The sequence below is a fragment of the Bradyrhizobium sp. ORS 278 genome, assembly GCF_000026145.1.
Classification (GTDB): domain Bacteria; phylum Pseudomonadota; class Alphaproteobacteria; order Rhizobiales; family Xanthobacteraceae; genus Bradyrhizobium.
This window is the reverse complement of record NC_009445.1, coordinates 2,066,882-2,087,223: the sequence shown is the minus strand read 5'-3', so window position 1 is coordinate 2,087,223 and position 20,342 is coordinate 2,066,882. Positions and strand designations below refer to the sequence as shown.

Annotated in this window: 16 protein-coding genes; 8 read left to right on the top strand and 8 right to left on the bottom strand. The window is 66.2% G+C overall.

Annotation, left to right across the window (positions count from 1 at the left end; genetic code table 11):
- Positions 1–42: 42 nt before the first annotated feature.
- The 3 genes from BRADO_RS09215 (at position 43) to BRADO_RS09205 (ending at position 5,154) form a co-directional block, all read left to right on the top strand.
- On the top strand, positions 43–2,106 hold the full coding sequence (locus BRADO_RS09215; protein WP_011925047.1) for a membrane protein: 2,064 nt from the start codon (positions 43–45) through the stop codon (positions 2,104–2,106).
- A 187-nt stretch (positions 2,107–2,293) separates the two neighbouring features.
- The gene (locus BRADO_RS09210) at positions 2,294–2,665 is read left to right on the top strand and encodes a DUF2946 family protein (protein ID WP_011925046.1); all 372 of its coding nucleotides are present in this window, start codon (positions 2,294–2,296) and stop codon (positions 2,663–2,665) included.
- Positions 2,666–2,829: 164 nt separating this feature from the next.
- Entirely contained in the window at positions 2,830–5,154 is a 2,325-nt protein-coding gene (locus BRADO_RS09205) for a TonB-dependent receptor domain-containing protein (RefSeq protein ID WP_041756277.1), read from the top strand.
- Positions 5,155–5,294: 140 nt separating this feature from the next.
- Here BRADO_RS09205 and BRADO_RS09200 read toward each other — a convergent pair whose 3' ends face one another.
- The 4 genes from BRADO_RS09200 to BRADO_RS09185 form a co-directional block, all read right to left on the bottom strand.
- A complete protein-coding gene (locus BRADO_RS09200) occupies positions 5,295–5,807 on the bottom strand; it encodes a GNAT family N-acetyltransferase (RefSeq protein WP_011925044.1) in 513 nt (170 codons plus the stop codon).
- Between the two features lie 90 nt (positions 5,808–5,897).
- The gene (locus BRADO_RS09195) at positions 5,898–7,070 is read right to left on the bottom strand and encodes a M20 aminoacylase family protein (RefSeq protein WP_011925043.1); all 1,173 of its coding nucleotides are present in this window, start codon (positions 7,068–7,070) and stop codon (positions 5,898–5,900) included.
- 113 nt (positions 7,071–7,183) lie between these two features.
- On the bottom strand, positions 7,184–8,116 hold the full coding sequence (locus BRADO_RS09190) for a glycosyltransferase family 2 protein (protein ID WP_173363496.1): 933 nt from the start codon (positions 8,114–8,116) through the stop codon (positions 7,184–7,186).
- A gap of 48 nt (positions 8,117–8,164) precedes the next feature.
- Entirely contained in the window at positions 8,165–8,680 is a 516-nt protein-coding gene (locus BRADO_RS09185) for an NUDIX domain-containing protein (RefSeq protein ID WP_197535377.1), read from the bottom strand.
- A 124-nt stretch (positions 8,681–8,804) separates the two neighbouring features.
- Here BRADO_RS09185 and BRADO_RS09180 point away from each other — a divergent pair, with 124 nt between their 5' ends.
- Positions 8,805–9,689 (top strand): metallophosphoesterase, encoded by an 885-nt coding sequence (locus tag BRADO_RS09180; RefSeq protein ID WP_041756276.1) that lies wholly within the window; start codon positions 8,805–8,807, stop codon positions 9,687–9,689.
- A gap of 5 nt (positions 9,690–9,694) precedes the next feature.
- On the opposite strand, the gene BRADO_RS09175 is transcribed toward BRADO_RS09180, so the two are convergent.
- A complete protein-coding gene (locus BRADO_RS09175) occupies positions 9,695–10,246 on the bottom strand; it encodes a hypothetical protein (protein ID WP_041756275.1) in 552 nt (183 codons plus the stop codon).
- Positions 10,247–10,500: 254 nt separating this feature from the next.
- Positions 10,501–10,707: a hypothetical protein gene (locus tag BRADO_RS09170; protein ID WP_006612464.1), complete on the bottom strand. Its 207-nt coding sequence runs from the start codon at positions 10,705–10,707 to the stop codon at positions 10,501–10,503.
- A gap of 195 nt (positions 10,708–10,902) precedes the next feature.
- Here BRADO_RS09170 and BRADO_RS09165 point away from each other — a divergent pair, with 195 nt between their 5' ends.
- A complete protein-coding gene (locus BRADO_RS09165; protein WP_011925038.1) occupies positions 10,903–12,348 on the top strand; it encodes a short-chain fatty acyl-CoA regulator family protein in 1,446 nt (481 codons plus the stop codon).
- Positions 12,349–13,262: 914 nt separating this feature from the next.
- Here the strand turns inward: BRADO_RS09165 and BRADO_RS09160 are convergent.
- Positions 13,263–14,033 (bottom strand): L-2-amino-thiazoline-4-carboxylic acid hydrolase, encoded by a 771-nt coding sequence (locus BRADO_RS09160; RefSeq protein ID WP_083795036.1) that lies wholly within the window; start codon positions 14,031–14,033, stop codon positions 13,263–13,265.
- 153 nt (positions 14,034–14,186) lie between these two features.
- Here BRADO_RS09160 and BRADO_RS09155 point away from each other — a divergent pair, with 153 nt between their 5' ends.
- Positions 14,187–14,801, top strand: coding sequence for a LysR family transcriptional regulator (locus BRADO_RS09155; protein WP_041757388.1), 615 nt, complete (start codon positions 14,187–14,189; stop codon positions 14,799–14,801).
- A gap of 179 nt (positions 14,802–14,980) precedes the next feature.
- Here the strand turns inward: BRADO_RS09155 and BRADO_RS09150 are convergent, their stop codons facing one another.
- Positions 14,981–16,327: an IS1182-like element ISBrsp2 family transposase gene (locus tag BRADO_RS09150; protein ID WP_050781079.1), complete on the bottom strand. Its 1,347-nt coding sequence runs from the start codon at positions 16,325–16,327 to the stop codon at positions 14,981–14,983.
- A gap of 406 nt (positions 16,328–16,733) precedes the next feature.
- Here BRADO_RS09150 and BRADO_RS09145 point away from each other — a divergent pair, with 406 nt between their 5' ends.
- Both BRADO_RS09145 and mdoH read left to right on the top strand, forming a co-directional pair.
- A complete protein-coding gene (locus tag BRADO_RS09145; protein WP_011925035.1) occupies positions 16,734–18,221 on the top strand; it encodes a glucan biosynthesis protein G in 1,488 nt (495 codons plus the stop codon).
- On the top strand, positions 18,209–20,341 hold the full coding sequence (gene mdoH, locus BRADO_RS09140; protein ID WP_041756274.1) for a glucans biosynthesis glucosyltransferase MdoH: 2,133 nt from the start codon (positions 18,209–18,211) through the stop codon (positions 20,339–20,341). Before BRADO_RS09145 ends, mdoH begins: the two co-directional genes overlap by 13 nt.
- Position 20,342 lies beyond the last annotated feature (1 nt).

The following is a 20,342-nucleotide window of genomic DNA, read 5'->3' as shown; positions in this document are numbered from 1 at the left end:
CCGGGACAAGCCCGGCCATGACGAAATCCGAGGATTTGCCTCATGAACTACGGCATCGCGTTCACACCTCTGGTTCCGACGATCGTGCTGTGGCTCGCGATCGGCGCGATCGTCATCATCGCCGCGCTACTCCTGATCGGCCGCTCACGCTCGGCATGGATCCGCGTCACTGCGCTGGCCTTGATTGCGCTTGCGCTTGCCAATCCCCAGTTCACCCGCGAGGACCGCGAGCCCCTGAGCTCGGTCGCCGCCGTGGTCGTCGACAAGAGCCCGAGCCAGAATTTCGGCGAACGCACCAAGCAGACGCTGGCGGCGCAGGAGGCGCTGGTCGACGGGCTGAAGAAGATCAAGGGGCTCGAGGTGCGCGTGGTCGAGGCCGGCCAGGCTGACGGCGAGACCGACGGCACGCATCTGTTCGGCGCATTGACGTCGGCGCTGTCGGACGTGCCCGTGGACCGTGTCGCCGGCGCGTTCCTGATCACCGATGGGCGCGTGCACGACATCCCCGGCAATGCCGCCGCGCTCGGTTTCCAGGCGCCCCTGCAGGCGCTGATCACCGGGCAGAAGGCGGAGCGCGACCGTCGCGTGGCGATCACCGCCGCGCCGCGCTTCGGCATCGTCGGCCAGCCGCAGACGATCAGCTTTCGGCTGGACGATCAGGGGGTCACGGGCTCAAGCGCCAAGGTCGTGATCCGCCGCGACGGCGAGGTCATCAGCGAGCGCACGATGACCAGCGGCCAGGCCGCCAATGTCGACGTCGATGTCAAGCATGAGGGCCAGAACATCGTCGAGATCGAGGCCTCGCCGCTCGACAACGAGTTGACGCTGGTCAACAACCGCGCCGTCGTCTCGATCGATGGCGTGCGCGACAAGCTGCGTGTGCTGCTGGTGTCGGGCGAGCCGCATTCCGGCGAGCGCACCTGGCGCAACCTGTTGAAGTCGGACGCCAGCATCGACCTCGTCCACTTCACCATTTTGAGGCCGCCGGAGAAGCAGGACGGCACGCCGATCAACGAGCTGTCGCTGATCGCGTTTCCGACCCGCGAGCTGTTCCAGCAGAAGATCAATGAATTCCAGCTGATCATCTTCGACCGCTACGCCCGCCAGGGCGTACTGCCGATCGCCTATTTCGACAACATCGCGCGCTATGTCAGGAACGGTGGCGCGGTGCTGGTCTCGGCCGGGCCGGACTATGCGTCGAATACCAGCATCTGGCGCACGCCGCTCGACTCCGTGCTCCCCGCAGAACCGGTCGGCGTCACCGAGAAGCCGTTCTATGCGCATCTGTCGGATGCCGGCAAACGCCATCCCGTCACGCGCGGCCTTGAAGGTTCGGCCTCCGAGCCGCCGCACTGGAGCCGCTTCTTCCGCACGGTGGAGACGCGCAATGCGGTCAGCCCGCCGGTCATGACCGGCGCCGACGGCAAGCCGCTGCTGCTGTTGTCGCGCTTCGGCGCCGGCCGCGTCGCGCTGCTGCTGTCCGACCACATCTGGCTGTGGGCGCGCGGTTATGAAGGCGGCGGTCCGCATCTCGATCTGCTCAGGCGGATGTCGCACTGGCTGATGCAGCAGCCTGACCTGGATGAGGAAGCGCTGCGGCTTCAGGTGCAGGGCAAGGATCTCGCGGTCATCCGCCAGACCATGGGGGACACCGTCCCGCCTGTGACCGTGACGTCACCGTCAGGCCAGACGCGCGAGCTCACGCTGACACAGGGCGAGCCGGGCGAATGGCGGGCGACTTTGCCTGCCAGTGAGCTCGGCCTGTGGCAGGCCACCGACGGCACGTTGAAGGCACTGATTAATGTCGGCCCGACCAATCCGAAGGAGTTCTCCGAGGTCACCTCGACCAGCGAGACCTTGAAGCCATTGGCGCAGGCCACCGGCGGCGACGCCCGCCGCATCGGCGACGGCTCCGGCATCGACATGCCGCGCATCGTCCCGGTCCGTTCGTCGACGCTGTTCAGCGGCGACGGCTGGATGGGCGTACGGATGCGCGATGCCAGCGTGGTCAAGGGCGTCGGCGTGCTGCCGATGTTCGCCGGCGTCATCGGCCTGCTGCTGCTGCTCGGTGCGCTCGCCGCCACCTGGGTGCGCGAGGGGCGCTGAGCGCAAAGCTCTGCTCGCCTCCGCCTCCGGCATCGCACAGGCAACGTGGCGCGAAGGGCACAATGGCTGCGATTCCGCGCAGCCGAAATGACACTCGGATTGACGCCGGCAGTCCCCTAGGCGATGTTATATTGTAACAGCTGCTGAGCCTCTCAGCTGAACGGGGTGACATGAGCCAACGCTGGTCATGAGCTGGTTTCGCGCGAACATCAAGGATGTGTCGCGGCTGGCGCTGTTCGCGCTGCTGCTGCAGTTCGCGCTCGCCTTCGGCCATGTTCACTGGCTCGCCGGACAGGCTGCGGGCAACGGTCTTGTCACGACCGCGCAAGCCTCCACTGGTTCTCCTCCCTCGAACCAAGACCCCGACCAGCAGCCGGCCTCCGACGGCTGCGCGATCTGCGCCGTCATGGCGATGGCGCACTCGATCCTGCTGTCGCCGACACCTGTTCTCACGCTTCCCGATGCGATCGCATTTCAACTCCCGGACGCGATCGCTGCGACCGACGCCGCCGTCCTCATCGACGCCGCGTTCCAAGCGCGCGCCCCTCCTCTCGTCTGATCTGAGCCGCTCGAATCGCCGCGACCGGTGCGCGTATGCGTCCGGTGGCGCGTGCACTCTTGGGTCCGTCGCGAGCCGACGGCAGGCGCATCCCCAACAACACTGACGATTGCGGGACCGCCTGATCAAGATCAGGAATGAGACAGATGTTGCCGAGAGCCTTGATGTCGGGCTGCAGCGCCGCAGCCATATTATGCATTTTGAGCGCGCCTGCACGCGCCGACGATCCGAAGCAGGCAACCGAGCTGCCGGAGGTCAACGTTACGGCGCCGAGCCCGATCCGCGCGCGCAAGCCGGTGGTGCCGCGGCCCAATGCCGGAGCACGCGTGGCCCGGAGCGGCACGCGCGCCCGGGCGCCCGCGCAAACGGCGCAGAGCGCGCCGCCTCCGCCGCAACAGGGCGTGACCCCTGTTGTCACCGACCAGTTCGCTACCGTCACCGTGGTGCCGAACGAGGAGCTGCGCCGCTCGGGCGCCGCCACGCTCGGCGATCTGCTGAACTCCAAGCCCGGCATCACCGGATCGAGCTTCGCGCCGGGCGCGTCGAGCCGGCCGATCATCCGCGGCCTCGATGTCAACCGCGTCGGCATTGTCGAGAACGGCATCGGCGGCGGCGGCGCGTCGGATCTCGGTGAGGACCATTTCGTGCCGATCGATCCGCTCACCAGCGACCAGATCGAGGTGGTCCGCGGCCCAGCCGCGCTGCGCTACGGCTCGACCTCGATCGGCGGCGTCGTCAGCGCCACCAACAACCGCATTCCGAGCGCGCTGCCGACCTGCTCGACCGCGCCGTTCCAGACCTATGGTCTGCCCGCGAGCGCGCCGGTCGCGGGTAGCGCGCCATGCGTCACTGCGGAGACCCGCACCTCGGTCAGCTCGGTAGATCGCGGCGTCGAAGGCGGCGTGTTGCTCGATGCCGGCAGTGGCAATTTTGCGCTTCACGCCGACGCCTTTGGCCGCAAGACCGGTGACTATGCGATCCCCGGCTATCCCTACCGGTTCGATCAGACTCGTCCGGTGAACGGCCGGCAGCCGAACTCGGCCGTGCAGAATGACGGCGTCTCGATCGGCGGCAGCTACTTCTTCACCGGCGGCTTCATTGGCGCGGCGATCCAGCAGACCGACGCGCTCTACCACATCCCCGGAATCGACGGCGCCGACAGCCGGACCCGCATCGATGCGCATCAGACCAAGATCACGGCTAAAGGCGAATACCGGCCGGATTCGGCCGCGATCGACGCCATCCGCTTCTGGGCCGGCGCGACCGACTATCGGCACAATGAAATCGGCCTCGCCGACCCCGCTGATCCGACCACCGACGGCGTGCGTCAGACCTTCACCAACCGCGAGCAGGAAGCCCGCGTCGAGATGCAGATGATGCCCGTCAATCTGCGCTTCGCGACGTTGACGACCGCCTACGGCGTGCAGGCCGGCCACCAGGAGCTCAATGCCCCGAGCCCCGACAATCCCGGCTCGGTGTTCAACGGCCTGTTTGGTCCCAACACCAACAACCGCGTCGCCGGCTACGTGTTCAACGAGCTCGCGTTTACGCCCTCGACCAGGGCGCAGATCGCCGGCCGCATCGAGCATGTGTCGCTGAACGGTTCGACGCCGAACTTCCCGGTCGACTATCTGCCTGACGGCACGCCGCAGGCCAATATCGCCCGCAACCCGTCGTACACGCCGAAGAGCGCGAGCGTCGGCGTGCTACAGAACCTGCCGGGTGACCTGGTCGCCAGCATCACCGCCCAATATGTCGAGCGCGCGCCGAAGGCGGCCGAGCTTTTCTCCCGCGGCGGCCACGATGCGACGGCGACGTTCGACATCGGCAATCCGAACCTCGGAATAGAGACTGCCAAGACCATCGAGGCGGGCTTGCGCAAGGCAACCGGTCCGTTCCGCTTCGAGGCGACGGCCTACTACACGCAGTTCAGCAATTTCATCTATCGCCGGCTGACCGGCGTGATGTGCGACAACGATTTCGCCTCCTGCGGCACCACCGGCACTGCGCTGAACCAGGCCGTCTACTCGCAGCGCAACGCGCTGTTCCGTGGCGCCGAGTTTCAGAGCCAGTTCGACGTCGCGCAGCTCGGCGGCGGCATCTGGGGCATCGAAAACCAGTTCGACGTCGTCCGTGCCACCTTCCCCGACGGCACCAATGTGCCGCGGATCCCGCCGATGCGCGTCGGCGGCGGCCTGTTCTGGCGCGATGCCAACTGGCTGACGCGGATCAACCTGCTGCACGCCTTCGCGCAGAACGACGTCGCTGCCATCGCGGAGACGCCGACGCCGGGCTACAACCTGCTCAAGGCCGAGGTCAGCTACCGCACCAAGCTCGATCCGAACATGTTCGGCGCGCGCGAGATGCTGGTCGGCCTGGTCGGCAACAACCTGCTCAACGAGAAGATCCGCAACTCCGTGTCCTACACCAAGGATGAGGTGCTGCTGCCCGGCATCGGCGTGCGGATCTTTGCCAATCTGAAGTTTTGAGCGACGATCTCACCTCTCCTCGTGAAGAACGAGGAGAGGGAGAACGGCTGCGTAGCCCGGATGAGCGCAGCGACATCCGGGTTCAACGAGACACCGCGTGAGACCCCGGATATCGCTACGCTCATCCGGGCTACAGGATGTCAGCGCGCATAATCCCAATCGGGCCGGATCGCGCCTTCGACGCCGTCGAACGCGCCCTCGACCAGTTCGTTCACCAGCAGCCGGTTGTAGTCGACCGGGCCCGGCATGATCGCCCGGCCCTTCGGTACCGGCTTGAAGCCGACGCGGGTGTAGTAGGCGGCGTCGCCGACCAGCAGGATGAAGCGGTGGCCCTGCGTCCGCGCATCCGCGATCGAGCGCTCCATCAGCATGCGGCCGATGCCGTGCTTGCGGAACGGCGGCTCGACGGTCAGCGGCCCGAGCATCAAGGCCTTGGCATCGCCGACGCAGATCGGCAGCTGGCGCACCGAGCCGACCAGCAAGGTGCCGATATGAGCGGTGAACGACAGTTCGAGCAGGTGGTCGACATGCTCGCGCAGGCGGTAGGCGCTCAGCACGAAGCGGCCGGGGCCGAAGGTACGTTCATGCAGCCGCTCGATGGCTTGCGCATCGCCCAGCTTTTCGGCGGAGATCGTAATGGACAGGTCACTCATGTGGGGTGGCGGGATAGCATCCCCGGGCGGCGCGGTCCATCACTCCCTCCCTCCGTCAAAACCCGGCGGCCGCCGGGTTCCGGCCGAGCCTCACGCCGCCGGCATCGTCTTCTCGACCAGCCGCACCCAGTACGACGCGCCGTGGCCAAGGATGTTGTCGTTGAAGCGATAGGCCGGATGATGGCAGTCCTTGCCGTCGCCCATGCCGAGGAAGACGAAGGCGCCCGGGCGGGCCTGCAGCATGAAGGCGAAATCCTCGGCGCCCATCAGCGGCGGGGCGTTGTCGACGACGCGCTCGGCGCCGACCACGTCGCGGGCGACATCGGCGGCCACGCCGGTTTCGCGCGCATGGTTCATGGTGATCGGATAGAGCCGCGTGTATTTCGTCGTCGCCGTGCCGCCATAGGTGCGCGCAATACCGTCGGCGACCTCGGCGATGCGACGCTCGACCAGGTCCTGCACCTCGGGATCGAGCGTGCGCACGGTGCCCTTCAGCTCGACCGTCTCGGGGATCACGTTCATTGCCTTGCCGGCCTCGACCATGCAGATCGAAATGACCGCGGATTTGATCGGATCGACATTGCGCGACACGATCGACTGCAGCGCAGTGATGATGTGCGCGGCGATCAGCACGCTGTCGACCGCCTTGTGCACGCCGGCACCGGCATGGCCGCCCTTGCCATGCACGGTGATCTCGAGTTGATCCGACGAGGCCAGCATCGGGCCCGGGCGCAGCGCGAACACGCCCTCGGGCACGCCGGGCGCGTTGTGCAGGCCGTAGACCTCCTGGATGCCCCAGCGCGTCATCAGGCCGTCGTCGACCATCGCCTTGCCGCCCGCACCGCCCTCCTCGGCCGGCTGGAAGATCACGATCGCGGTGCCGTCGAAATTGCGGGTGTCGGCGAGATGTTTGGCGGCACCGAGCAGCATCGCGGTGTGGCCGTCATGGCCGCAGGCATGCATCAGGCCGGGCGTCTTCGAGGCATAGGGCACGCCCGAGGCTTCCTCGATCGGTAGCGCGTCCATGTCGGCGCGCAGGCCGATGGTGCGGCCCGAATCTGTTTTGCGGCCGCGGATGACCCCGACCACGCCGGTGCGTCCGATCCCCGTCACGACCTCGTCGCAGCCAAATTCGCGCAGGCGCTCGGCGACGATGCCGGCGGTGCGGTGCACCTCGTACATCAGCTCCGGATGTTCATGAAAATCGTGGCGCCAGGCCGCCATGTCGTCGGTGAGCGCGGCGATGCTGTTCAGGATGGGCATGGTGGCGGCTTCTCGTTCAAGGCTTCTCGGTCAACGCGGGAGCCAGGACCATGGCCGGAACGACCGGCGGACACAAGCTTTGAACGGGCGATGGCTGCATCTCGAACCGCAGGTCAGCCTCCGACCGGTGATTGCGACAGATAGGCCAGCAGCTTCATTTCCCGCCGCCCTCGCGTCACGGTATCCAGCACCAGGCCCGACGAAGCCGACAGCAGCGCCATGATCATCAGGCCCATCGACAGCACCGCGGTCGGCAGCCGCGGCACCAGCCCGGTCTCGATGAAGGTGACGAAGATCGGAATAGCGAAGCCGATCGAGACCAGCGCGAGGAAGATGCCGATCGCGGTGAAAAAGCGCAGCGGCTTCTCCGAGCGGTACAGCTTCAGGATGGTGTTGAGGATACGGAAGCCATCGCGCCAGGTGTTGAGCTTGGAGACCGAGCCTTCGGGCCGGGCGTAGTACGGCGTTGCGATCTCCGCGACCGGCAGCGCCAGCTCCAGCGCATGCACGGTGAGCTCGGTCTCGATCTCGAAGCCGTCGGACAGCACGGGAAAGGATTTGACGAAGCGGCGCGAGAACACGCGGTAGCCGGACAGAATGTCCTTGAAGGCCTGGCCGAACACCTCGGCCAAGAAGCTGGTCAGCATCCAGTTGCCGGTGCGATGGCCCATGCGATAGGCGGCCTGCTCTTGGTCGACGCGCAGGCCCACGACCATGTCGAGCCGCTCGTTCACGAGCCGCTCGATCATGCCGGGCGCGCTCGGCGCGTCATAGGTGGCATCGCCGTCGACCAGCACGTAGATGTCGGCATCGACGTCGGCGAACATGCGCCGCACGACGTGGCCCTTGCCCTGCCGCCGCTCGCTCCGGACCTCGGCGCCGGCCGCGCGCGCCACCTCGACCGTGCGATCCCTCGAATTGTTGTCGTAGACGTAGACAGTCGCCGTCGGCAGCGCCTGCTTGAAGTCGCGGACCACGGTCGCGACCGCCGCTTCCTCATTGTAGCAGGGCACCAGCACGGCGATCCGCATCGGTTGAGAACTCATGAACCCGTCTCCCATGGCCGGGAGAGTGCCGCCTTTCGGTGCAGAAATTCATAATGGTCCGGCCGGGTCGGGCCGCCATGTGGGAATGATCTTAACGCCATCCAGCACCTCGCGCAGGCGGGACAGCGTGCCGAGCGTCGTGCCCTCCGGCAGCGCGTCGCGGGCGAAGAAGCCGGTCTCGACGATCTCGCGGTTGGGCTCCGGCGGCCGGTCCTGCGTAAACCCCTTGATAACGAAGACGGCGACGTGGTCGCGCGGCGAGACGTGGCTGTTGAGGAAGATGCCGTGCAGCTCGGGCTCGCCCGCAAGCGCGATCCGCCCCTCCTCGAACAGCTCCCGCTCGAGCGCCTGCAGGAACGTCTCGCCGACCTCGACGCCGCCACCCGGCAGGTGCCAGCCGGCGACATAGCCGTGCCGGACCAGGAACACCCGGTTTTCGGCATCCAGCACGACGCCGCGGACGCCGAGCGTCATGCCGCGGGCAAACCGCCAATAGAGGTGGAAGCCGCGCCGAAGCACCGGCTCGAAGCGGATCCGCCACCTGCTGAGCTGTGTTGTCGTCAAAGCTCGTCGTCCCTGTTGGTCTTGCGCTGAAGGGCGGGGCTTGCGATGAGAGCCCCTGACATGAGGGATAGCACGACATGATGGCTGGACGCGCCCGCATCCGACATCGGCGCAGAGACGCGTGATGGCCGCCTTCACGCTCGCCCATCTGTCCGACCCGCACCTCGCGCCCCAGCACCGGCCGCGCCTGTCCGAGCTCGCCGGCAAGCGGGCGCTCGGCTATCTCAACTGGACGCGCAACCGCTATAAATATCACCGCCTCGATATCCTCGATCTGCTGATCTCCGATCTGCACGCGCAGATGCCGGACCAGATCGCGGTGACCGGCGATCTCGTCAACTTCGCCCTCGAGTCCGAATTCCCCGTCGCCCAGGCCTGGCTCCGCACCGTGGGTCCGCCGGACAAGGTCACGGCGATTCCCGGCAATCACGACGCCTATGTGCGCTCGACGCGGCTGCGCTTCGCCGAGAGCTTTGCCGCCTATTTCGGCGGCGACGCCGAGGGACCGGCGACCTTCCCGTCGTTGCGCCGGCGCGGGCCGCTGGCGCTGATCAGCCTGTCCTCCGCGGTCCCGTCGGCGCCGTTCATGGCCACCGGCCGCATCGGCAGCGCCCAGCTCGCTGCCTTGGAGCAACTGCTCCAATCCATCGCGCATGAGCCCTTGTTCCGCGTGCTGCTGGTGCATCATCCGCTGCGCTCGGCCAACCGGATGAAGCGGCTCATCGATTCCAAGGAGCTCATCGCGCTGCTCGCCCGCCATGGCGTCGAGCTGGTGCTGCACGGCCATGACCACGTGCATTCGACGATCTGGATCGACGGCCCCGAGCGCAAGATCCCCGTCGTCGGGGTGCCCTCCGCATCCTCGCTGGCGCACGGGCACACGCCGGCTGCGGCCTACAACATCTTCGCCATCGCGGCCGAGGGCAATCATTGGCGCTGCGACATGACCGTGCGCTCCGTGAACGACGCCCGGCGCGTGCGCGAAATCCGCCAGATCCGGCTGCTGTGATCGCGTCAGAAACTGACCGGCTTCAGGCTCTCGTAGAGCGCGAAGCCGAACAGCGACACTGCGCCAAGAACGAAGCCGATCACGAACGGCCAAACTCGGCTCCGCGTGGTCGGCGCGACACTGGGCTGGCCCTGCTCGCGCGCCACGCTGAAGGCCCGCTCGCGCTCGACCATGCGGCGGGCGACGTAGTCCGTCGCCGCCTTCACGATCACGCCGATGTCGTGCGACTCCGCAAGCACGATGCGGCCGTTGCGGGTGTCCTGGACGAAGCGGTACTGCCGCTTGTCCCGTCCCATCACGATATGAGCGACCACGTCGATCCACAGCCGCGGCGTCTCCCCCTGGCTGATGCCGCGATCGAACAGATCGATCTGGTTCGGGATCTCGGCGAACAGCGGATCGAGCGCGTCGTTGAGGATCTCCAGCCGCGCCACCTCGGCATCGCGCAGATCGACCACGACGCCCGTCCGGTCCGCGGCCTCGAGCCGGGCCTGGCGCAGCGCTTCGCGCAGGCGCACGGGACGGGGTTCGGTGCTGCTGTCGGGAGCCTCGGACATCGCTCACGCTTTCACGGTTCGGCCCTGGTTTCGCCAGGATTTCTCCCGTTAACCTATCAGTAACCGAGTATTCCGCAAACCCCATTTGCCTTCAAAGGGTTATACGCACGCTGAGATAATCAGCCGCGCAACGAGGCGCCCAAAACGGACGTGGGCGGCCTCTTCCGGTGTGACCCGGCTGAGACCGCCCCGTCCTTGGGCTCTTCCTTGAGCTTTATTCAGATACCCGGCAATGCCTCGATTGCCTGACCGCCTCAAGCGGCCGGAGCGCGCTGCGGCTCCTCGACGATTGAGAAGCGGACACCGGCCTTGTGGCGGTTCTCCTCGGAGACCTCGCGCCAGCAATCCTCGGCTTCCTTGCGCGACTTGAACGGGCCCTTCACCTGGGCCGAGCCTTCCACCAGCTTGTGGAAATTCATCGAGCCGAACTCGCCGCCGATCACCCAGAAATTGCTGGTCATGAGACCCTCCATCGTCCGTCACAACTTTGACAGTGCATTGCGATTTGCGTGACCAGAGATAAACGCGAAACCGGCAGCTTCGTATAGAGGCCTTGTTTCCGAATGGTGATGTCATGTAACATCATCACTTGTAACAAATGTCATTTTGTAAATTTTGTCAAAAATCCTGGGCCGAGCGGCCCGTTGGAGGTTGCGATGCCCGGTGAATCGGGAAAGAAGCTGTTCGTCGGGCCGCGCTTCCGCCGCATCCGCCAGCAGCTCGGGCTGTCCCAGACCCAGCTTGCCGAGGGTCTCGGCATCTCGCCGAGCTACGTCAACCTGATCGAGCGCAACCAGCGCCCGGTGTCCGCCCAGATCCTGCTGCGGCTGGCGGAGGTCTACGACCTCGATTTGCGCGACCTCGCCACCGCCGACGAGGACCGCTTCTTCGCCGAGCTCAACGAGATCTTCTCCGATCCCTTGTTCCGCCAGATCGAGCTGCCCAAGCAGGAGCTGCGCGACCTCGCCGAGCTCTGCCCCGGCGTCACCCACGCGCTGCAGCGGCTGTACGCGGCTTATGCCGAGGCGCGGCGCGGCGAGACGCTGGTGGCGGCGCAGATGGCCGACCGCAATGCCGGCGGCCATTTCGAGGCCAACCCGATCGAGCGGGTACGCGACCTGATCGAGGCCAACCGCAACTACTTTCCCGAGCTCGAGCAGCAGGCCGAAGCCCTGCGCGACGCGCTCGACGTGCCTGCCGAGGGACTGTACGCCGCGCTCGCCACGCGGCTGCGCGAAAAACATTCGGTGCAGACCCGGGTGATGCCGGTCGACGTGATGCGCGAGACCTTGCGGCGTTACGACCGCCATCGTCGTCAGTTGCTGATCTCCGAACTCGTCGACGGTCCCGGCCGCACCTTCCAACTTGCCGTGCAGCTCGGCATGGCCGAGTGCCTGCCGCAGTTCGAGATCATCATCGGCCGCGCCGGGGCGATCGACGACACCTCGCGCCGGCTCTACCGCATGACGCTGGCGAGCTACTACGCCGCCGCCGTCATGATGCCCTACGCGCCGTTCCTCACTGCTGCGGAAGCGCTGAGCTACGACATCAACGTTCTGGCGCAGCGCTTCAGCACCGGCTTCGAGCAGGTCTGTCACCGCCTCACCACCTTGTCGCGGCCGAACGCGCGCGGCATTCCGTTCTTCATGCTGCGCGTCGACAATGCCGGCAACGTCTCCAAGCGCTTTTCCTCGGGCACCTTCCCGTTCTCCAAGTTCGGCGGCACCTGCCCGCTGTGGAACGTGCATTCGACCTTCGACACGCCCGATCGGCTGTTGAAGCAGATCATCGAGCTGCCGGACGGCTCGCGCTATTTCTCGATCGCCCAGATGGTTCGCCGCCCCGTGGCGCCGCATCCGCTGCCGCAGCCGCGCTTCGCCATTGGCCTCGGTTGCGAGATCCGCCACGCCTCGCGCCTGGTCTACGCCGCCGGCATGGACCTGGAGAAAACCGAGGGCACCCCGATCGGCGTCAACTGCCGGCTCTGCGAGCGCGAAAACTGCGCCCAGCGCGCCGAGCCGCCGATCACGCGCACGCTGATCCTGGACGAGACCACGCGCCGCGTCAGCTCGTTCGCGTTCAGCAATGCAAGGGAGTTGTGAGGCCGCCACCGTGTCCTCCGTCGTTCCGGGGCGCGCGAAAGCGCGAGCCCGGACTCCATTTGGCGACGACACCTGCGGCCCGATGGATTCCGGGCTCGCGCTACGCGCGCCCCGGGATGACACCGAATGTGTGGCACCGCCTTATGCGTAGCCCGGATGAGCGCAGCGACATCCGGGTTCTCCGGTACAGCGCGTTGGACCCCGGATGTCGCTGCGCTCATCCGGGCTACGGCAGCGCTGTATCGCTTAGACATGCAGTCAACTCCTCGCGGCGCATCTGCGCCCGAGCTTTGCTGTTCGTTTGCCCCCGAGAACAGAGGGCGCAGGGAAGACCGGGAGCGCGCCGCCCCCATGGCCCCCGTGCGTGAGAAATGCACGGGGTAGGAACCACAGGATCGGCTGGGACATCCCGGCCTTCCCTGCGCGATGGCTTTACGGCTTGCTCCGCGCTCTCCCCAGGGACCGGCTGTTTGACCCTGTCATCCGCGCCGTCGCCGGCACAGACTTGATCTCGGCACCGGGAGATCAGAACCACACGGCTTGACCGTGCGCACCGCGCTGTTCGTCCGCACGATCGCTCGCGCTGCAGCCCGACACGCCCATCGCATCCCGCATCAACGTTCGTGACGACCGCGATACGCCCCTCAGATCGAGACGGGATGATCATATACAATCATGATTTCCGTAAAACAGCACCTTTTTCTTATATACGGATGCCGTTCTTTTCACTGTCCCTTGACCTGCCTGTCTTTCTTCCTGCGTACCGCAGCAAGACTGCGCAATACAGTGCCCTCTCCCCTTGTGGGAGAGGGCATCACCGGCCCATCCGAATACGCGGTCGGGTGAGGGGTCCCTCTCGGCGAGCAGCATTGGTGGAGAGAGACCCCTCACTCAACCGAGCTTGCCGCTCTGTCCTACATGCCCTCTCCCACAAGGGGAGAGGGCGCGGTAACTGGCAGCGCGCGAGGCTTGCTATCTTCATACGTCCCATGTGTTAGCTGGTCCGTCTCCAGCCGCGAGAAGCGGAAGTTGCAGTGGCTGGCGCCGCCGGCGAGCGTCTGCGTCCGCTCAAGGCGGATGCCGCGGGTCGCATAGGCGTCGACGTCCAGACCGCAGAGGTTCGGAAGGACGTCCTTGTCGCCATATCGAGCTGCGAATTTGCAGAAGCCGCAGGCTGTGTAGTTGATGCCGAAAGCGAAGGTGTCACCTGGTCCGGGCTCGACGACGTCGTAAATGAAGTCGTCGGGACATTCTTGCCGATGGGCCTCCGACGTGCTCAACGCCGCCTGGTCGCGCAAAAAGCTCCGGTTCTCGGGCGAAATGAAGCGGCGGCCCGCTTCGAGGCGCTGTGCTTCGGGCTCCGTGAGCAGTTGCGCCTTGTGGACCTCGCGCGCGATGTCGCCGATCACGGCGGGCGGCAACCCGCGCCGCCGGAGCACGCGTCCCATTGCCATGAAGCCGATGAGCTGCATGAAGAACGCGGTCATCCGGCTTGCGGTGCCTCCGACATAGGGCAGCTGACTGAGCACGATGTCGAACTCGTCGATGACCTCTTGCCTGACGGCAGCGATGTTGCTCAGCTCGACGCGTTGGCACAACAAAGGAGCGGCAAGGTCTAGGCACTGGTGCATGACAGCTAGCATCGCGCTGCGGTGCGACTGGTAGAAGGGATGTGTCTCGGGCATCGAAGCCTCCTTGCTGGCTGCGGCGCCAAACCAGCGCTCGAGCAGGCAGAGCCTAGCCGGGACCACCCGCGCGCCTCAAAGCAGAGTTTCTTCGGCTCAGCGATAGAAAATCTATTGCAGCCGCCTGGCCGAGCCATGCCAGAGTGCGTGACGATGACCTACAGCCTCCCTCCCCTCAACGCCCTGCGTGCCTTCGAAGCGGCGGCGCGGCATCTCAGCTTCAAGCTGGCCGCGCATGAGCTGCACGTGACGCCGGCCGCGATCGGCCAGCACGTCAAGGCCCTTGAACTACGCCTCGGGGTGCGGCTCTTCGAGCGTCTGCATAAGCAACTCGTCCTCACCGAAGAGGGGCAAGACTATTTGATCGGGATCTCCGAGGGCTTTCGCCGCATCGCTGACGCGACCCTGCACCTCAGGCCTCGCTGTGCGGTGCTGCTGCAGCTGGGCGTCCACGACAAGTTCGATCTGCGCTGTCTGGACCTGGAGACATTCCGGCGCACACATGCGGAGATCGGCTTGCGCGTGCTGCAGCCGGCCGGCTTGCACGAACTGATCGAAGGAAAGATCGACGTGCTGATCAGCCGCGGCCTTGGCCATCATCCAGGCTATCGCTCGGACAGGATCGGTGATGGCAGCGGCCTGGGACACTGGCTGATGGCGTCGGAGGGCACGGCAGACTGCCCCGAACTCGTCAGCCTCCGCGACTGGCTGCGACGGCGATCAGCGGAGCCCCGGGCCGTGAGCCGCTCCCGCCAGCATGCAGAGTGAAGCGCCCCGGGAAAACATCCGGGGGCTACCAATGTGCGCGATGAGCCGTAGAGCTTGTGAGCCAATTTGAGTTCAGGGCTGAGTTTGCGACGAGGGGGCTGTCGCCGCGGGATAGCCGTTGTGGGCGGCTCTGTGCGGCGGATTGTCCCGGAGGATCCCTCGGATGCCGCTCCCGGCGACTATGATGCTGCTTTTTGACAGGCGATGAGGTGCAATCCTTGCAGAAGGTTGTTGGTGAACGCGTACCAGCTCACGACGGCGCGAACCTTGTCGATGCCGCGTACCGTCACTTGCCGGAGGTCCCAGTTGCGCCAGCGGGCGTGGATGCATTCGCACAGCGAGCGGAGCTGATACTGAGCCTTGCCGGCTTCGCTCGCCATGCGCGCTCGCCAGGCCGCCACACCAGGGCCATCGGTATCTCGGGGCAGATAAGGATCAACACCGCTTTTTTGCGAGCGCGGCGGACAGTAGATCTCGATGTTCTGGCCATGCGCCCATTCGATGTCGTCGCCACGGCAGTATCCGCCATCGACGAGGTAGCGCCTGGGCAGGCGTTGCAGCTTGTCGCGCAGCCGCTCCAGCATCGGTCGCATCAGGCCGCCGTCTGATCCGTTGTTGTCGATGTCGATTGCGACCACGATCATCGCAGCTGCAGCGCTGACGACCTGCACGTTGTAGGCGGGACGGAAGCCGGCATCGGCCATCTTCATCCGCCGCGCCTGCGGATCGGTGGTGGAGGCCCGAGGCTCCTTCGGCTTCTTGCCGTTACCGCCTTTTTCCTCGAGCTTCTGGCGCTTGCGCTTGATCTCCTCCAGCGCCGCCTGCGCCGCTTCGACCTTCTGTTTATGCTCGCGTGCGGCGCGCTCACGCGCCGCGCGGATGCGCCGGTTGCTGGCTTCTGGATCTGCATCGACTTCCCGCTTGAGCTCTTCCACCACCTCCGTTGCTTCCGCCAGCTTCTGCTGCAGCCTCGCTTCGCGCCGGAACGAGCTGGCCCCCGCATTGGCGCGGATCCGCACCCCGTCCTGTGCCAGCGTATCGAGATCGACCAGCCCGGCCTCGCTCAACGCCGCCAGATGTTCGCTCATCAGGCGGTCGAGCACATCGGCACAGCCGACGCGGAAGTCCGATAGCGTGTGATAGTTCAGCGATACCCCGCCACACAGCCAGCGATAGGCATCATGGCTCTCGCACAGGCGATCCAGCGCCCGAGCACTGCCGACGCCGTCGCTGGTGGCATAGAGCCAGAGCGCCAGCAAAAGGCGTGGCGACGGTGCCGGATGACCAGGCCTGTTCTCCCGCGCCTTCACTCGGTCTTCCAACTCGCTCAGGTCGAGCGTCTCGACATAGGTCCAGATCATCCGCGCCGGATGATCCTGCCCGATCAGGCTGTCGATATCGACCGCGCGCAGCTCGACCTGGTTGCGCTCCGGAACCCGCAGACGAGGCGCACCCTTCGGAAGCTCCCGCGCTTTGGGACCCGACTGCTCCGGCAATCCATCGAAAAGCTCGTCCTTAGCCATCATGACCTCCAGCAAACCGCTCCGCTCAGAGAATCATAGTCAGCGAGAATAGGCATCGAAAGATTCACAGCCTCGTAGGGTGGGCAAAGCAGCCGCCCGGAGGGCGGATGCGTGCCCACCGTCCGTCCACGACACGTAGACGTCATGGTGGGCACGGCGCGCGAGAGAGCGCAGCAAAATTGCGGACCGTGTCGCCGCGCCTTTGCCCACCCTACGGACCGTCACTGCCGAAAGAGCCGACGACGATATTATCATGCTCGTGCGCTGGCTGCCGTCGCTCACACGCCGTTCATGGCGCCGGCTGCATGCTGCGCATCCCATATCAATTGAAATGGAACCGCAGGGCTGCAGAAATGTTGCTCCGGCGTTCATTCAGCAAAGCGAGATGAAGTTGAATCGCCGTCAGTTCATGCAATCTGCGGCTGCGATCCCGATTGCCGCCTCGTTCGCGCGAGGCGCATCGGCCGCGGCGCCGGCGGCGCAGCCGTTCAGCGCGGCCATGGTGCGCGATCTCGCGCGCGCGCTCGCGGCCAAGCCCTATTCCGCGCCGGAAGACAAGCTGCCGGACGCGCTGGCCAAGCTCAACTACGATGCCTATCGCTCGATCCGGTTTCTGCCGGAGCACGCGCTGTGGCGTGACGACAAGCTGCCGTTCCAGGCGCAATTCTTTCATCGCGGGTTCATCTACAAGGATCGCGTCGACATCTACGAGGTCTCGGACGGCCAGGCCAGGCCAGTGACATATCGTCCCGAGGATTTCGCGTTCGGGCCGCAGGTGCCGGCGTTTCCGGCGGCCGATCTCGGCTTTGCCGGCTTCCGCCTGCATGCGCCGATGAACCGGCCGGACTATTACGACGAGGTCTGCGTGTTTCTCGGCGCGAGCTATTTTCGCGCGGTGGCGAAGGGCGAGATCTACGGGCTGTCGGCACGCGGCCTGTCGATCGACACCGGCGAGGCCAAGGGCGAGGAGTTTCCGGTCTTCAAGACGTTCTGGCTGGAGAAGCCGACGCCGGGCGCGACCGCGATGGTGGTGCATGCGCTGCTCGACAGCAAGAGCGCCACCGGCTCCTACCGCTTCACCATCCGCCCCGGCGACACCACCGTGTTCGACGTCGAGGCTTCGCTGTATCCGCGGGTCGAGATCGCGCATGCGGGGCTGGCGCCGATGACCAGCATGTTCCTGTTCGGGCCCAACGACCGCAGCGACAGCGACGATTTCCGTCCCGCCGTGCACGATTCCGACGGGCTCGCGATGTTCAACGGCAAGGGCGAGCAGCTGTGGCGGCCGCTGAGCAATCCGCGCGACCTGCAGGTCAGCGTGTTCAACGATCTCAATCCGCGCGGCTTCGGCCTGATGCAGCGCGAGCGCAGCTACGCCGCCTATCAGGACCTCGAATCGCATTTCGAAAAGCGGCCGAGCCTGTGGATCGAGCCGATCGGCGACTGGGGCGAAGGCGCGGTGGTGCTGTTCGAGATTCCGACCAAGGAGGAGATCCACGACAACATCGCCGCGTTCTGGCGGCCGAAGACGGCGCTCGCCGCCAAGGGCGAGCACAACATGACCTATCGCCTGCACTGGGGTCAGGACACGCCGAAACCGCACGCGCTGGCGCGCTTCACCCGGACCGGCGTGGCCGCGCAGGGAGAGGGCCGGCTGTTCGTGCTCGAGCTCGCAGGCGATGTCCTGAAGGGACTCGATCCCGCCACGGTGAAGGCCGTCGTCAATGCCGAGAAGACCGAGGTGGCCAATATCGTCGCCCAGCCCAATCCCGAGACCGGCGGCTGGCGCCTGAGCTTCCAGTGCGCCGCCAAGGACGCGCCCGTCGAGCTGCGCGTGGAGCTGTATGCGAGCGACAAGCTCGCCTCAGAGACATGGATCTATCGATGGACGCCGTGAGCGCACGCACGCCGCGCCCGTTGCGGATTGACGATGCGGGCGTGGATTTTCTTCCCGCCGAGGCGCCGCGCGACATGGTGCCGTCACCGCTGTCGCGCGCCGCAGCTGAGCGGACACCGATGCGCGATGGAGCGGGGATCGCGCTTCGCCGCGGCCTCGTGCTCGCCGGCACCGCGGCGCTGACGCTGGCCGGCTGCATCAAGATGTACGAGGTCGTCGAGGTCGGCGGCGTGACCGTGCTGGAAGGCATGGTGCTCGTGCTGTTCGGCATCCTCGTTGCATGGATCTCGTTCGCCTTCGTCACCGCGCTGGCCGGCTTCGTCGTGATGCTGCTGCGGCCGCGCGAGACGATCGCGATCCCCACGGACGGTCCGCTGCCCGCGCTTTCGACCCGTACCGCGATGCTGCTGCCGACCTACAATGAGGACCCGGATGCCGTGATGGTCCGGCTGCGCGCCATGATTGACTCGATCGCCGCGACCGGTGAGGCCGCGCATTTCGACTGGTTCCTGCTCAGCGACACCACCGATCCCGACATCTGGATCGGCGAGGAGGCCGCGTATCTGGCGTTGCGCCAGGCCTGCGGCACGGCGCGCATCTACTACCGTCATCGCGCCGACAACGTCGCGCGCAAGTCCGGCAATATCGCCGAATGGGTACGGCGCTTTGGCGCGGCCTACGACCAGATGATCATCCTCGATGCCGACAGCCTGATGAGCGGCGAGACCATCGTGCGGCTGGCCCATGCAATGGAGGAGACACCGCAGGCCGCGTTGATCCAGACTCTGCCCGTGATCGTCAACGGCAGCAGCCTGTTCGCGCGGCTGCAGCAGTTCGCCGGCCGTCTCTACGGTCCCGTCATCGCCTCGGGCAACGCCTGGTGGTACGGCGCCGAAAGCAATTACTGGGGCCACAACGCGATCATCCGCGTCGAAGCCTTCGCACGCGATGCCGCGTTGCCGGAACTGCGCGGGCGAAAACCGTTCGGCGGGCATATCCTCAGCCATGACTTCATCGAGGCCGCTTTGATGCGCCGCGCCGGCTGGGGGATCTACATGACAGTCGATCTCGGCGGCAGCTATGAGGAGGTGCCGCCCTCGCTGATCGACTACGCCGCGCGCGACCGGCGCTGGTGCCAGGGCAATCTGCAGCATCTGGCGGTGCTGCCGGCGCGCGGGCTGCACTGGGTGTCGCGGCTGCATCTGTTGATCGGCATCGGCGCCTATGTCACCGCGCCGTTATGGCTCGCCTTCCTCGTGCTCGGCATCCTGATCTCGCTGCAGGCCAATTTCGTCCGGCCGGAATACTTTCCCAAGGGCTTCGCCCTGTTTCCATCCTGGCCGGCGCAGGATCCAATTCTCGCCGCGCAGGTGTTTGCCGCGACGCTCGGCCTGTTGTTCGTGCCGAAGCTGCTGGCCTGCCTCGCCACGCTGCTGACGGCGCAAAGGCGCCGCGGCTTCGGCGGCGGGCTGCGTCTCTGTGTCGCGGTTCTCGCGGAAACGGTGCTGGCGGCGCTGATCGCGCCGTCGATGATGATCTTCCAGTCGGTCGCCGTGATCGAGATCCTGCTGGGGCGCGACGCCGGCTGGCAGGTGCAGCGGCGCAGCGATGGCGGCGTGAGCCGGCAGGAGATTGTCCGCAAATTCGCGCTGCCGACCGTGTGCGGCCTCGCCATGGCCGCGAGCGCCACGGCGGTGTCGCTGCCGCTGCTGGCGTGGATGTCGCCGGTCATCGCCGGCCTGGTGCTTGCAATTCCGATCGGCCTGCTGACGGCCCGTCGCGGTCTCGGCAGGCGCCTGTTCACGACGCCGGAGGAGATCGCCCCACCGCCGGTACTCGTCCGGGCGCGTGCGCTTGCGGACCTGCCACAACCCGTCCACACATCCGCGCTGGCCGAACTGCGGCAGGACCACGAGCTTCGCCGGCGGCACATCGCCACGCTGTCGGCGCGCCGGCCGCGCGCGCCGGGAGACATCGACGTCGACCTTGCCACAGCGAGAGCGCGGATCGCCGATGCTGACACGTTCACGCAAGCGCTCGGCTTCCTGTCGCGCCGCGAGACGCTCGCCGTGCTGAATGACAGCACGACGCTGCAGGAGCTGGTCGCGCTGCCAGACTAGA